Source organism: Neorhizobium huautlense, from assembly GCF_002968575.1.
GTDB classification, from domain to species: domain Bacteria; phylum Pseudomonadota; class Alphaproteobacteria; order Rhizobiales; family Rhizobiaceae; genus Neorhizobium; species Neorhizobium huautlense.
Genome location: NZ_PVBM01000012.1, coordinates 67,587 through 81,696, shown reverse-complemented (window position 1 = coordinate 81,696; position 14,110 = coordinate 67,587). Strand labels below are relative to the sequence as shown.

Annotated in this window: 13 protein-coding genes; 10 read left to right on the top strand and 3 right to left on the bottom strand. The window is 60.8% G+C overall.

Annotation, left to right across the window (positions count from 1 at the left end; genetic code table 11):
• Positions 1-66: 66 nt before the first annotated feature.
• The gene (locus C5L12_RS15000; RefSeq protein ID WP_105372853.1) at positions 67-1,545 is read right to left on the bottom strand and encodes an ABC transporter substrate-binding protein; all 1,479 of its coding nucleotides are present in this window, start codon (positions 1,543-1,545) and stop codon (positions 67-69) included.
• A gap of 206 nt (positions 1,546-1,751) precedes the next feature.
• On the opposite strand from C5L12_RS15000, the gene C5L12_RS14995 reads away from it, so the two are divergent.
• The 5 genes from C5L12_RS14995 (at position 1,752) to C5L12_RS14975 (ending at position 6,677) form a co-directional block, all read left to right on the top strand.
• On the top strand, positions 1,752-2,462 hold the full coding sequence (locus C5L12_RS14995) for a GntR family transcriptional regulator (RefSeq protein ID WP_105372852.1): 711 nt from the start codon (positions 1,752-1,754) through the stop codon (positions 2,460-2,462).
• A 54-nt stretch (positions 2,463-2,516) separates the two neighbouring features.
• Positions 2,517-3,683, top strand: a complete 1,167-nt coding sequence (locus tag C5L12_RS14990) for a mandelate racemase/muconate lactonizing enzyme family protein (protein ID WP_105372851.1) — start codon at positions 2,517-2,519, stop codon at positions 3,681-3,683.
• 61 nt (positions 3,684-3,744) lie between these two features.
• Positions 3,745-5,106, top strand: a complete 1,362-nt coding sequence (locus tag C5L12_RS14985) for a mandelate racemase/muconate lactonizing enzyme family protein (RefSeq protein ID WP_105372850.1) — start codon at positions 3,745-3,747, stop codon at positions 5,104-5,106.
• A 36-nt stretch (positions 5,107-5,142) separates the two neighbouring features.
• Positions 5,143-5,469: an NIPSNAP family protein gene (locus C5L12_RS14980; protein WP_105372849.1), complete on the top strand. Its 327-nt coding sequence runs from the start codon at positions 5,143-5,145 to the stop codon at positions 5,467-5,469.
• Positions 5,470-5,477: 8 nt separating this feature from the next.
• Positions 5,478-6,677 (top strand): mandelate racemase/muconate lactonizing enzyme family protein, encoded by a 1,200-nt coding sequence (locus C5L12_RS14975; RefSeq protein ID WP_105372848.1) that lies wholly within the window; start codon positions 5,478-5,480, stop codon positions 6,675-6,677.
• A 309-nt stretch (positions 6,678-6,986) separates the two neighbouring features.
• Here C5L12_RS14975 and C5L12_RS14970 read toward each other — a convergent pair whose 3' ends face one another.
• Positions 6,987-7,823 carry a phosphoenolpyruvate hydrolase family protein gene (locus tag C5L12_RS14970; protein WP_105372847.1) on the bottom strand — a complete coding sequence of 279 codons (837 nt, stop codon included), beginning with the start codon at positions 7,821-7,823 and terminating at the stop codon, positions 6,987-6,989.
• Between the two features lie 9 nt (positions 7,824-7,832).
• On the bottom strand, positions 7,833-9,029 hold the full coding sequence (locus tag C5L12_RS14965) for a Tm-1-like ATP-binding domain-containing protein (RefSeq protein ID WP_105372846.1): 1,197 nt from the start codon (positions 9,027-9,029) through the stop codon (positions 7,833-7,835).
• A gap of 133 nt (positions 9,030-9,162) precedes the next feature.
• Here C5L12_RS14965 and C5L12_RS14960 point away from each other — a divergent pair, with 133 nt between their 5' ends.
• From C5L12_RS14960 to C5L12_RS14940, 5 genes are all read left to right on the top strand, one after another.
• A complete protein-coding gene (locus C5L12_RS14960; protein ID WP_105372845.1) occupies positions 9,163-9,828 on the top strand; it encodes a GntR family transcriptional regulator in 666 nt (221 codons plus the stop codon).
• 86 nt (positions 9,829-9,914) lie between these two features.
• Positions 9,915-11,168 carry an ABC transporter substrate-binding protein gene (locus C5L12_RS14955; protein ID WP_105372844.1) on the top strand — a complete coding sequence of 418 codons (1,254 nt, stop codon included), beginning with the start codon at positions 9,915-9,917 and terminating at the stop codon, positions 11,166-11,168.
• A gap of 166 nt (positions 11,169-11,334) precedes the next feature.
• On the top strand, positions 11,335-12,180 hold the full coding sequence (locus C5L12_RS14950; RefSeq protein WP_425350795.1) for a carbohydrate ABC transporter permease: 846 nt from the start codon (positions 11,335-11,337) through the stop codon (positions 12,178-12,180).
• Positions 12,177-13,004, top strand: coding sequence for a carbohydrate ABC transporter permease (locus C5L12_RS14945; RefSeq protein ID WP_105372842.1), 828 nt, complete (start codon positions 12,177-12,179; stop codon positions 13,002-13,004). Before C5L12_RS14950 ends, C5L12_RS14945 begins: the two co-directional genes overlap by 4 nt.
• Before the next feature lie 2 nt (positions 13,005-13,006).
• Entirely contained in the window at positions 13,007-14,098 is a 1,092-nt protein-coding gene (locus tag C5L12_RS14940) for a Gfo/Idh/MocA family protein (RefSeq protein WP_105372841.1), read from the top strand.
• The last annotated feature ends 12 nt before the right edge of the window (positions 14,099-14,110 follow it).

Sequence of the window (14,110 nt, the reverse complement as noted above, 5' to 3'; positions counted from 1 at the left end):
TGCCCTTATTCTTCGGAACGAACCGGCTGCAATTGGGGTGCAGCCGGTGAGATCGTCAGGTTTGGACTAGAGTCCGCCGTCCATCAGTTCTTTTACCTTCTTGGCTGCGTCATCCGCGGCCTGGTCGACCGTCATGGCTCCGGTTAGGGCATTCTGCAGCATATCCGGGACGATGATGTTCATGATTTCGGGGGACTGTGGCAGTGCCGGGAAGGGGATGCCGTATGGCAGCATCGAGGTCGTGACATCAAGGAACTTGATGCTGTCCAGACGTTCCTTCATCCATTTGGTCTTGAAGCCGTTAAGGTTTCCTGGGTTTGAGCCGGCATAGGCCATCTTCAGCGACCATTCGGGGCTCGTCCACATGCAGATGATAGCCTTTGCCGCCGGCTCGTCCACCTTGCCTCCCTCGACATATTCCGGCTTCAGGATGTGAATATTGGAGCCGCCGAACACGACTGCACGCTTGCCGTCGGGGCCCGTCGGAATGAGGCCGTAACGCATGTTGTCGATCACGGTCTGCGCCTTGTCCTTGTCGGTAGCCGTCGCCTTTTTCTGGAGGTCGAGCATGACGTTGTAGTCGGACGGGTGCGAGATCATCATGCCGAGCTGGCCAGCGAGGAAGAGCGGCTGGTTGTCGGCCTGCTGGTTGGTGAGCGCCGAAACCGGAACCGACTTGTCACGAACATACATATCGTAGGAGGCCTGCAATGCCGTCTTGCTCTGCGGACTATTGAGCTGGACCTCCTTATAGGTCGGGTTGGCGGACGCTTCGTCGAAGACACCGCCGCCATAGGCCCACAGCTGCGGCATGAAACGGTACGGCGTATTGCCGGCATTCTTGCGCGCCACGAGGCCGTAACCGGCGACGCCGAGCTTATCATGGATTTGCTTGGAATATTTGACAACGTCGTCCCAGGTTGCCGGAGCCTTGTCCGGATCGAGACCCGCACGCTTGAAGATGTCGGCGTTCCAGATGAACGCCATCGTCTCGTTGTTGGTTGGAATGCCGTAGGTCGTCCCCTCCCAGGTTACAGCCTTCATTGCGCCGGGCCAGAAGTCCTCGGTCGAATACCCTACATCCTCGGGTTTGAGCGGCTGCAAATAGCCCTTTGAGGCAAACTCGGTACCGCCCAGGATCTGCAGGCGGACCGCCATGGGTGCCGCATTGCCAAGGAGGGCGGTCCGGAATTTGTCGAGCAGGTCGTTATAGGTGAGGGCTTGTTCTTCAAGCTGGATGTTTGGGTAGGTTTTTCGGAAGTTCTCGAAGAACTCCTTGTAATACTGGCGCAGGAGGTCGGGGTCGCCCTCGAACACGCCCTGATACCAGAAAGTCAGGCGCCCCTTGTAGTCGAGCGGAGTGACCTTGGCGCAATCGCCCGCCGTATCAAAATCCTGTGTGCCGGCGATGGAACGCACGTATTCCGGCGACCACTTGCTGAGGTCGACCGGCGCACCCAGCGCAGACCCAGACATCAACGATACCATCAAAGCAGTCGAGACAGTGCCGTGCAGGACGGCACGACCGAATGAAATCCTCGTCATAGGTAACCTCCCAGGTTCTCTCCCATGCCGCTCTGCGTCGAGGCGAGCGGTCTTGCTCCCCGGCCGCGGGACCTCCTCTAATGTATCCCTTTGACCTGATCATACGTTTTCAGATCAGAGATTTCCTGTCAATGAGGGAAATCGTACATTGTTTGCCGAACATTCGCGTGTTATCCCGATAATGTGTGTATTTAATGGGGATAATTTTGGCTGAGACCACTGAATTTAAGGCGCAACCACCCGAGGGCATCGACGCTATGGGGGCCTCTAGCGAGGGCGCCTCGCTTTACCAGCAGATCAGGGATGACATCATCGAAGGACGGCTTACGGCCAACGAACGGCTTGTCGTGACCGATCTCGCCCGGCGCCATGGCACCTCAACCAACCCTGTGCGCGAGGCCCTGCAACTGTTGCGGGGGGAGGGTTTTGTCACCTTTGTTCCCAACCGCGGAGCGCGTGTAAGGCCCATAGATCAGGATTTCGTTCGGGACATCTACGAGATTGGGGTCTTGATCGAGCCGGCGCTGACGAAGTGGTTCGTGAATATGGCGACCGTCGAGGACATTGCCGAACTCGAACGCATCCAGGGCTTGATTGAAGAGAACAACTTTGCCGATCCGTTCAGGCACAGCGAGCTGGACACCGCCTTTCACACCGTCATGTACCAGAAGCATTACAACCGCCATGCCGCCGAGCTTTGGTGGAAGCATCGCGAAGTGCTTCGAGCCGTGAGCCGGCGTTTCGACTTCACGCTCGCCCGGCGCGCTGCGATCCTGAGCGAACATCGCGAACTCATCGCGCATGTAAAAGCAGGCCATGCGAACGAGGCAGCCGACCTCATTGCACGCCATGTCGAGGGCTCCGGCCGGCACATCCTCGAACACATGCGTGCGCGAAATGCCGCTCGGGCGGGATAAATTCCATAACCGTTAAATATCGTTATCCCACTACTTCAGCTAAAGGCAGTCGAGATGAAAATCACCAGCGTTCGGCCGTGGCTCATCAAATCCGATGCTTCTTATTGGGGAGAGTTCCTGTTCGTTGAAGTGACAACCGACGAGGGAGTGAGCGGTTGGGGAGAGATCACCACCACGACAAGGCTCGCCAATCGCGCCCTCTGCACGATCCTGCGGCAAATCGGTGCCGCTTTGACAGGCGAGGACCCGGCGCGGATCGAGTATCTGTGGCACAAGATATTCCGCAGCTTCACCTATATGGGCAGTCGCGGCGCCGCAGTCGAATGCGTAAGCGCCATCGACATAGCTCTCTGGGACATCCGAGGCAAAGTTCTTGGCAAGCCGATTTACGAACTGCTGGGCGGACCGGTGCGCGATGAAATTTCGCTCTACACCCACCCCAACCAGGCCAAGTTTACCAGCAAGGAGGCGGTGGTTCGCGAGATCAGGGATATTGTCGAGTCTGGCCATACTGCGCTCAAGTTCGATCCCTTCCCCTACCAGGGCAGCGCCGTCGGTGGACTGCCGCGCGAACAGCGGGACGGCTACCTCGATGGCAGCATGACCCGCAGGCAAGTGCGCGAAGCTGCCGAACTCACCGCGCTGATCCGCGAGACGGCGGGCGCTGATGTCGACATCCTCATCGATGCGCATGGCCGGTTCGATGTTCCCACGGCCATTCGCCTTTGTCGGAGCCTTGAGGAAGCCGGCCAGATCGACTGGTTCGAGGAGCCCTGTCCACCGGAGAGCCTCAACGCTCTCAGACAGGTCCGCGAGAAGGTCAGCGCACCTATCTCGTGGGGCGAGCGCGGCCACACGAAGTGGGATTTCGTGCCGGTGCTGGAAAACAGGCTCGCCGACTACATCATGCCCGATGTCACCTGGACCGGTGGCATTACCGAACTCAAGAAGATTTCTGCCCTCTGTGAAGCCTATTACATCCCGGTCTCGCCGCATGACGCCGCAGGGCCGATCAACGTGGTCGCGGGCGCGCAGGTGATGATGACCGTTCCCAATTTCTACAAACTGGAAACGTCGGAGTGGAACCTGGGCAAATACGATCACCTCATCGACAGGCCGCTCGACGTCTCCAACGGCAGCCTGAAGCTTACGTCAATGCCTGGTCTCGGCGTTGAGATGAACCGCGATTACCTTCAAAACCACGAGATAGAGCTGAACTAGCAACACTCTATGCCGCCCCGCGTGCGCGACGACCACCCCACGACCGAAACGAGGATAGATCATGCCAGAGGCATATGGAGCCGACGAGGCGCTCAATCGGGTGAACACGCATTCCAAACCGTCCGACCTTCGCATAACCGACATGCGGATAGCCGAAATCGACGGTGCCCCCTTCTCCTCCGTTCTGCTCAAGATTTACACCAACCAGGGCATCGTCGGGCTCGGTGAGGTACGCGACGGCGCCAGCGCCACTTATGCGTTGATGCTGAAGAGCCGGTTGCTTGGTGAAAATCCTTGCAACATCGATCGCCTGTTTCGGCGGATCAAGCAGTTCGGCGGGCACGGCCGGCAAGGCGGCGGCGTATCGGCGGTCGAAATTGCGTTGTGGGATCTCGCCGGCAAGGCCTATGGCGTTCCGATCTACCAGATGCTCGGCGGCCGTTTTCGGGAGAAAGTGCGCATCTACTGCGATACCGACGCCACCGTGCCGAGTGGCACCGAGACCGGCAAGCGCCTCAAGCAGCGCATGGAGCTCGGATTCACCTTCCTCAAGATGGATTTGGGATTGATGCAGATCGCGGATGTGCCCGGTGCGGTCGTGTCTCCTGCCGGCTCACTTGAAGGGTATCGTCACCACCCCGGCCGCGGCCCGCTGAAAACCATTGAAGAGCGTCGTATCCGTAACGCTGCGTACGATCTGCATAACGTCCCGCACCCGTTTACCGGCCTCCATTTTTCCGACAAGGGCCTCGACTTCCTTGAGCAATACATTGCCGAGGTTCGTGACGTCATCGGCATGGATATTCCGCTCGCCATCGACCACATCGGCCATATCTCAGTGCAGAACGGCATTCGGCTTGCCAGGCGGATTGAAAAATACGTGCCAGCATGGCTCGAGGATGTGATCCCTTGGCAATACAGTGAGCAATACCGACAACTGCAGGACTCCACCACGGTGCCGATCTGCACTGGCGAGGACATCTACCTGAAGGAGGGCTTCGAGCCTCTGCTCAAGAGCGGCGGCGTCTCTGTTATCCATCCGGACCTGCTCACCAGTGGGGGAATCCTCGAGACCAAGAAGATCGGCGATATGGCGCAGGACCATGGTGTCGCCATGGCCATACACATGGCGGAGAGTCCCATCGCCGCAATGGCAGCCGCACATGTCGCGACGGCAACCGAGAACTTCATGGCGCTCGAATACCACTCCGCCGATGTCGACTGGTGGGACGATATCGTCACCGGCCTTCCCAAGCCGCTCGTCAAGGATGGCTTCATCACTGTTCCGGACAAGCCGGGCCTGGGGATCGACGACGTCGTCGATGAGGTGATCTCGCAACATCTGCAGCCGGGCGTCACCGGCATCTGGCAGCCTACCGATCGCTGGGACGATGAATATTCCTGGGATCGCACCTGGAGCTGACCGGCTGGAAAAACATAACGAACGTCAGGAGCGACCATGATCTACGAACTTCGTATCTACGACTGCCTGCCGGGTCGGCTGCCCGCACTTCTCAAGCGCTTCAACGACCACACCCTGGCCCTGTGGGACAGGCATGGTATTCGGCAGGCCGGGTTCTTCACAACAATCGTCGGCGAACCCGGTCAGCGCCTCACCTACTTCTTGGCCTGGGAATCGCTGGCCGAGCGCGAGGTGAAATGGAAGGCGTTCACCGCAGATCCGGCATGGCTAAAGGCGCGCGATGAATCCGAGGCCGACGGCCCGATCATCGCCAATATCAGCAATCAATTGCTGGCGCCGACTTCCTTCTCCTCGGTGAAATAGAGCGCGCCATGAAAATCACCGACCTGCGCTGCGCCGTTATCGGCAAACACCCGATCGTCCGCATCGTCACCGACGAGGGCCTTTATGGCTTGGGCGAAGTCGAATTCACCAAGGCCTATCTCAAGCCCTGGGTGCTGCATTTTCGCGAGGCGCTGATCGGCGAGGACCCCACCGACGTCGAGAGAGTGATGCTGAAGATCCGCCAACGCGGCTCTTTCAAGCCGTATGGCGCGGCGGTGAGCGCGATCGAGCATGCGCTGTGGGATGTTGCCGGCAAGGCTGCAGGCGTGCCCGCCTATAAGCTGCTCGGCGGCAAGGTGCGGGACAAGGTGCGCGTTTACAACGGCTCGATCCGCCAGATACGCACGGGCGATCGGCCGGAGGATTACGCCGCCGATGTCAAATGGATGATGGAGCAGCCGCAGAACTTCTTCATGGTCAAGCAGGGAATCTCGTTCCACTCGAACATGAAGGACAGTATCGAGGGCTTCCACTACGGCGTGACGCAGAGGAAGGCCGGCTATCACGGTGCCATGGATCAGGGTGTGATCAGCGAGCGCGGTTTCAATCACATGCTCGACTGCGTGGCCGCGATGAAGGAGGTGCTGGGCGACAAGGTCAGCCTGGCGCTGGACTGCGGTCCGGGCTGGATGCTGCCCGATGCGATCAGGTTCGCGCGCGCGGTGGAGAAATACAATTTGATGTGGCTCGAGGACATGCTGACCGGCGACTATGTTCCGTGGGTCAATCCGCAGGCCTATCGGGAACTGACGATCTCAACCTCGACGCCGATCCACACTGGTGAGCAGATCTATCTGCGGCACAATTTCAAGGAACTGATCGAGACGCAGGCTGTACGCGTCATCGGTCCGGATCCTGCCGATATCGGCGGCATTGCCGAACTCAAGTGGGTCGCCGAGCACGCCTATATGCATTCGATCCTGATGGCGCCGCACGGCACCGCCAACGGCCTGCTGGGGCTTGGCGCGTTGATCAATGTCTGCGCCACGTTGCCGGCAAATTATATCGCCTTCGAATATCCGACCGCCTCCGACCCCTGGTGGGAGGATCTGATAATCGGCTTACCGCCGCAGATCGTGAAGGACAGCATGGTGGACCTACTGGAGGCGCCGGGGCTAGGCCTCGATATCGACGCTGAGGCGGCCAGGAAATATCTCAGGGAAGAGGATGCGGGCTTCTTCCTCTGAACTCCCTCCACCTGCCGTGCATCTTCCGCGTCGTCGGGACGTAGCGGCGCACCTCTCCCTCGATGCGGGCCGCCTTGAAGCGCCAGCTGTCCCTGCGGTTGCTTGCCGATATGATGACGAGGTCGCAACTCGGTTTCCCAGCCTCTTGACGTCACGCGGGCTCAACCCTTGTCCATGCCCTATCTCTGGTCGTCTCAGAAGACCGCCGTTGAAAGGCAGTGGCGCCATGGCTGGCCCGGAGGTTGCCGGGATGGCGGTGTGCGTGTCCAGGGCCTGAAGTACTAACGGTGCCGCCATCGCCGCGTATCCTTATCGTATACCGGGGAGACTGCTGAAAGCCTCTATCTGGGCCTTGATCGCCAGTTCCGTCGGCAACCGCTCCATCGAGCTTGCACCATAGAATCCATCGCATCCCTTGCATCGGGAGAGCACATAGGCCGCATCATCAGGCATGGCGATCGGACCTCCGTGGCAAAGGACGATGACATCTTCCCGCACCGATCGCGCCGCGTCCGCCCAGGCGTCGATCCGCTCGACGCATTCGTCGAGCGTCACGGCAGTTTCAGCCCCGATCGCGCCGCCGGTCGTAAGGCCCAGATGGCACACCACGATATCCGCACCGGCCTCAGCCATGGCGACGGCATCCTTGCCACTGAAGACATAGGGTGTCGTCAGCATATCCTTGGCATGGGCGCGCGCGATGATGTCGATCTCCAGGTCGAAGCTCATGCCGGTCTCCTCGAGATTGGTGCGGAACGTGCCATCGATCAGGCCAACCGTAGGGAAGTTCTGGATGCCGGCAAATCCCATGGCCTTCAACTCGTCCAGGAACAGGTCGGGCAGCATGAAAGGGTCGGTTCCGTTGACGCCAGCCAGCACCGGTGTGTGGCGTACCACAGGAAGCACCTCGCGCCCCATCTCCCGCACGATATCATTGGCGTTGCCATAGGCCAGCAGGCCAGCAAGCGAGCCGCGGCCCGCCATGCGATAGCGGCCGGAATTGTAGATCACGATCAGGTCGATGCCGCCCGCCTCCTCGCTCTTGGCGGAAAGGCCCGTGCCGGCGCCGCCGCCGATGATTGGTCGGCTCTCGGCGATCTTGCGGCGCAGGCGGTCCAGGATGTCGTTGCGTGAATGACGTGTCATGATTTTTCCTCAGGCGGTGATGGCGTGGAAATTGGCCGCGAGCGCCGCTGCGAATTCGGGGCTGTTGATATGGGCGTCGAGTTCGATCAACTGCCGGTTCGGAGCCGCCTTCCAGCCGGCGCGGATGGTCGAAAACAGGGCTTCGTCGGCTGCCGGATCGTGAAACGGCTGTCCCGGCGCGTCGATCGCAGATATGCCCTGCAATGGCAGCAGAAAACGGACCGGCCCCTCCATGCGGTTCAGCCTCTCGACGATGAATGCACCGATGCGCCGGTTCTCCTCCGGCGTGGTGCGCATCAGGGTCACCTGGGCATTGTGCACATGCAGCCTGCGGTCGCGGAATGCAGCAGGCACGGTCTCTTTCGCACCGAAATTCACCATGTCCACGGCCCCGACCGAACCGACATAAGGAATTCTCGTGCGGATGATCGCGCCGAAGCGGTCCTCGGTGGCGGGAAAGACGCCCCCGACCAGGAGGTCAGGCACTTCCGTCGTTGTGACATCGATGACCGCCTGCAACAGGCCTGAATCGACCAGCTTCTCCATTGATTGGCCGCCGACGCCGGTGGCATGGAAGACGAACAGCTCGTAAGCATCTCCCAGCATATCCCTTAGTTGCGTGACGCAGGCGGTCGTCACACCGAACATCGTCATGCCGACGCCCGGCCGGTCGTCTGCGGACAGAGGCGGCGGATTAAGCGCCATTCCGGCCGCCGCATGGGCGGCATTGCCGATCACCTTGCGGGATATGGCGTTAAGGCCGGCGATGTCGACGACGGAATACATCATCGCAATGTCATTTGGCCCCACATAGGGGGCGACGTTGCCGGAGGCCACCGTCGATACCATGAGCTTCGGCACACCTACGGGCAGGTCGCGCATGGCTCGGGTCACGAGCGCTGTATTGCCGGTGCCGCCAAGGCCGAGGACGGCGCCGATATCGTTGCACTCCTGAAGGAAGATGGTGAGCGCCTCGGCCATGGCCGATATCGCCTTGCCGCGATCGGCCTGGCTGAGCACCGCAGCCGCACCCGAGGGGTGGTTTGCCGCCACCTCTCTGGCGGCGATGTCGGCGCCGGGATGGGCACTTTGAGTGCCCACATCGACCAGTACCGCCTCTGCGCCGGCCTGCCTGGTAGCGCTCCGCGCATAGTCCAGCTCGGCGAACTTGGTGTCGCAAGTGCCGACGATATAAACCTTTTTCATAATTTTTCCTCCCGTTTTCGGCGCCGCCTCCTCACTGACGGCGCGGAATTTTTCGCAAAGCTGCATTTTGCATATTGTATATTATTTTGGATATTGCATACTTAACCATCGAAATCCAGACGGAAATGACGCCATGAATGCTCCGCAACACCAGACTCTCCGCGAGCGGATCTATGAGGAGATCGTTCGCCTGATCGTATCGGGAGAGTTGCCGAGCGGCGTGTCGATCGATGAGAAGCTTTTGACGGAGCGGCTCCAGGTGAGCCGCACACCGTTCCGCGAGGCGATCGGCACGCTCGCCAAGGAGGGCCTGATCGAGATCAAACCCTATCGCGGCTTCTTCGTCAGGAGCTTCAGCCGCAAGGAAGTCAGCGATCTCTACGAGTTGCGCAAGACGCTGGAATGCTTCGCCGTCGAACTGGCGGTGCCGCAGATGAGCGACGCCCACATCGCCGGCTTTGAGCGCATCCTGGACGAGGCCGTGGCGGCGCTGCGGCGGGGCGACCTTGAGACCTATGGCGCCCGCGACCGGGAGTTCCACGAGACCATCGCCGAGTTGTCAGGCAGCGCGCCTCTCATCGAAACGCTCTCACGGCTGGCCCTGCAAATCCAGATCTGCCGCGCCATCGCCAATGAAAGCAAGGAGTTCGCCGAACGCGCGGCAGAGGAACGCGATCAGATCCTGCAGGCCTTTAGGGCCCGGGATATCCCGCAGGCGAAGGCCCTGATGCATGCACATATCAGCGACGTGCAACAGGCGGTGCTCGCGCGCTTCAGGAAGGAAAGCCCGGCGACCTAGCCGGGCGACGGGAAGGGGAGGGAGGTTCCCCTTTTCCAGCAAAACGGGAGGCGGTCCATGGCGTGGCCGCTCAAGAGGAGGAAACAATGCTGAAATTTCTTGCAGCCGGTGTGGCCGCGCTCGCCATTTTCGCCGGCGGTGCCGTGGCCAATGCGCAGACGCTGAAAATGTGGGGGCCGGAGCAGATCACCGAGCCGCTGGTTGCCGAACTCTGGAACGGCATCAAAGCGGATTTCGAAAAGGCCAATCCAGGGGTGACGGTGGAGTTCATGCCGCCGACCGGCACGATCAGCAACGGCGCCGTGCAGTCGGCCATCCAGTCCGATGCCGGGCCGGACGTCATCCTCACCAACTCCGGCATCGGCCGCATCAGCATCGTCAAGAATGCCGGGCAGGTCATGGCGCTGACCGAGCAATACGAGAAGCGCGGCTGGAAGGACCAGATCTATCCCTGGCTCTATGCGGAGCTGAAAGGCCAGTTCGGCGGAGAGATCTACGAGGTGCCCGACGGCCTCGATGCGCTGGGCATCTGGTATCACAAGGACATGTTTGCGCAGGTCGGCTGGAAGATCCCGGCTACTTGGAAGGAGTTCGAAACCCTGCTGGCGGCCATCGAGGCCAAGGGCCTGCAGCCGATCGCCATCGGTCCGCGCACCACGGGCAGTGCCGGCCATCTGTTCGGCAACCTGCTGCAATCGGCCAGCGGCAAGGAGGCGATCGGCAAGGCATTGCGCAAGGAAATCGCCTGGGACGATCCGAAGATCGCGGCCGGTGCCGTGCGGCTGCAGAAGCTGGTCGAGGCCGGCTTTATCAAGAAGGAGATGGCGGGTCTCGATCTCGAGGGTGCCTCGCGGCTGTGGTTCAACAAGCGCGCCGCCATGTTCGTCGCCGGTCCCTGGTTCACCGCCAATGCGCGCAAGGCGGGATACGATCTTGCCAATGCCGGCTATGCGCCTATGCCCTCCGATCTGCCGGGCGAGGCGATCCCGACCGGCGGCGTCGGCTGGAGCTGGCTCGTGCCGGTCAATTCCAGGCAGCCTGATCTCGCTATGAAATGGATCGATTTCGTGTTGTCCGAGCCCGTGATGAAGAAGCGCGCCCAGGCGCCGGCCAGCACCATGATCTATCCGCGTGAACTCACCGGCATCGAGCCGCCGACCCCCGTGCTCAAGGAAATCTTCGCGGTCGCGGCCGGCGGTGTTGGCTACAATCCCAGCGTTTACCTGCCTGCCACCGTGCTAGACACCTATTTCCAGGTGATCCAGGGCCTGATTTCCGGACAGGTTACCGGCGAGGCCGGCATGCAGCAGATCCAGGCGAAAATGGCAGAGGCGAAATAGCGTGATCACCAGTGAAACGCCCGGGAGCAGCGCTGCTGCTCCCCTTGGCACCCCCGTCGACGGGCCGAGGCCAGCAGGTGCCACCCAATCCCGGCATCATCCTGCCAGGTCAGCGCGTAAGGAAGACAGTGGCGGCAACTCCGACAGCCATGACGCCCGCAGCGCAATAGGGCTTATGGCGCCCGCTCTGGTGCTCTACGCCGTCTTCAGCCTGCTGCCGATCGCCGCCACCTTCTGGCTCAGCTTCAACAGTTCCGCTGGTTTCAACACCGCGTCCGCCTTCGTGGGCTTGGACAACTATGTGGCTACGGCGGCCGACCCCATCGTCTGGCAGAGCCTTTGGCATACGTTCCTGTGGCTGATCTACCATGTGGTGCTGGCCGGCGGCCTCGGGCTGGCGCTGGCTCTCGCCATCAGCCGGCTGAAGGTCACACAGGTGTTTTTCCGCACCGCCTTCTTCCTGCCGCACCTCGTGTCGCTGGCCGTGGTCGGGGTCATCTGGGCCAATATCTACGATCCGTTCTATGGCCTGCTCAATACCGCGCTGACGGAACTGGGGCTCGGGGCGTTGACGCAGGGTTGGCTGTCCGATCCCGCCCTGGTGCTGTTTTCCGTCAATGTCGCGAGCTCGTGGCAGGGGTTCGGCCTCTATATGCTGCTGTTCATCGCCGGCCTGCAGAATATCGACCACTCGCTCTACGATGCGGCGGAGGTCGACGGCGCCTCGAGCTGGCAGAAGCTCGTATATGTAACGTTGCCGGGGCTTAGGGAGGTAACCACCTTCGTCATTTCTCTGGCCATGATCAACGGCTTGAAAGGCTTCGCTACCGTCTTTGTCATGACCAATGGCGGGCCGTTCTACCAGAGCGAGCTGATCACCACCTATATCTACCGGCTCGCCTTCCAGTCTCAGGATCACGGGCGGGCGGCCGTGCTCTGTATCCTGCTCAGCCTGCTGGCGATCGCCATCACCCTTGTCTTCAACCGTTGGCGCGCGAGGCTTTCCCGATGAGTACCCGTCATCGCGAATGGCCCGTCGTGCTCGGCCTGGCGCCCGTCATGCTCCTCATCCTGGCCCCCTTTGCCTGGCTGATCGTGTCGAGCCTCAAGACCGAGGCCGAGATCGGGCAGGCCGATCCCTATGCCTGGCCCGCCGACCTGACGTGGCGCAACTACCAGGATGCCTGGCAGATAGGCGGCTTCGGCGAGCTGGTCGGCAACAGCCTGCTCAATCTCGCCGGCGTCGTGATCCTGTCGCTGCTGACCTGCGCCCCCGCCGGCTATGCCCTCGCCAAGATCCGCTTTCCGGGGCGCGAGTGGCTGTTCTACACTTTCATTCTAGGGCTGACGATCCCCGTCCAGGCCATTGTCATTCCGCTTTATCAGGTGCTGTTCGGCCTCAATCTGGTCAACACGCTGTCGGGCATCGTGCTGGCGCAGGTCAGCAGCGGCATTCCCTTCGGCATCTTCCTGATGCGCAGCTTCTTCATCAGCGTGCCGGACGAACTCGTCGAGGCCGCCAAGATCGACGGGGCATCGCATCTGCAGATCCTGACCAAGGTGCTTCTGCCGATCTCGACGCCGGCGATCCAGGCGCTGGTCATCATCAGCGCGCTATCCACCTGGAACGATTTCTTCCTGCCGCTGATCGTGCTGATCAGTCCCGAGGTGCAGACGCTTCCGCTCGGCCTGGTTAGGTTCGCCAGCACTTACGCTTCCGAATACCGGCTGGTGTTTTCCGGCACCGTCATTTCCTTCCTGCCTATCATCATTCTTTACATCCTAATGCAGCGCCGCTTCACCGAGGGCCTGACGCAGGGTGCAATCAAGGGCTGACCATGTCACATCATGTCCAGCGGGAAATCCGCTACAATTTCGAATTCGACAACCACATCAAGGCCTGCTTCATCGGCGCCGGCGGCCATGCCTATCGCAATGTCTATCCGGCCCTGCGCTATGCACCGGTCGAACTGCTCGGCATCTGCGATCTCGATATCGCGCGCGCGGCCAAGTTCGCCAAGCTGTTCGGCGCCGAGAGGGCCTATAGCGATCACCGCGAGATGCTGGCGAAGGAAAAGCCCGACCTTGTGTTCCTGGTCACCGCCTATCATCCCGACGGCCGCGTGCAGGCCACCGACCTCGCTTTGGATGCGCTGAACGCCGGTTGTCATGTCTGGATGGAAAAGCCGACGGCAGCGAGCGTCGAGGAAATCGAGCGGCTGATGTCCGCCAGTGCCGCCGCTGGGCGCATTGTCATGACGGGCCTCAAGAAGAGCTTCTTCCCGACGATCGAAAAGCTGAAGGATCTGGTCGGTTCGCCCGAATTCGGCAGACTGACCTCCATTAACGTGCGCTACCCCCAGAGCCTGCCGGCGCCCACCGAGCGCGGCGACCTGGTCAAGATGCAGAGTTTCCTCGACCACATCTATCATCCCGGATCCATCCTCAACTTCCTCGGCGGAGAGATCGAGCGGGCGAGCTATGAATGGGAGCCTGGCACCGGGGCGACCGTCACCAACATGAGATTTCGGTCGGGCGCGATCGGCACGCTGCATTTCGCGGCGGGCCAGTCCGGCGGCAGCATGTTCGAGCGGGTCGAGGTCATCGGCGAGGGTGCAAATGCCGTTGTCGAGAACGGCAGCAAGCTAACCTATTTCCGCAAGGCCGCATTGCCAAGCTACGGCCGGGCGGCGAGCTTCATCCAGCCCGATGCCAATGCTGCCCTTGTCTATGAGCCGGAACACTCGCTGGGGCAACTCTACAACAACAATCTCTTTTATCTCGGATACGTGCCGGAGATCCTGCACCTGACGGATGCGATCCAGTCCGGTCGCCCGATCACGAAGGGCACGCTCGAGGTTGCCCGCGAGATCATGAAACTTTTCGAATTCTACCGAAGCGCCGACGCCGGCGTCACGACAAATCTTTGATCCGGGAGCTGC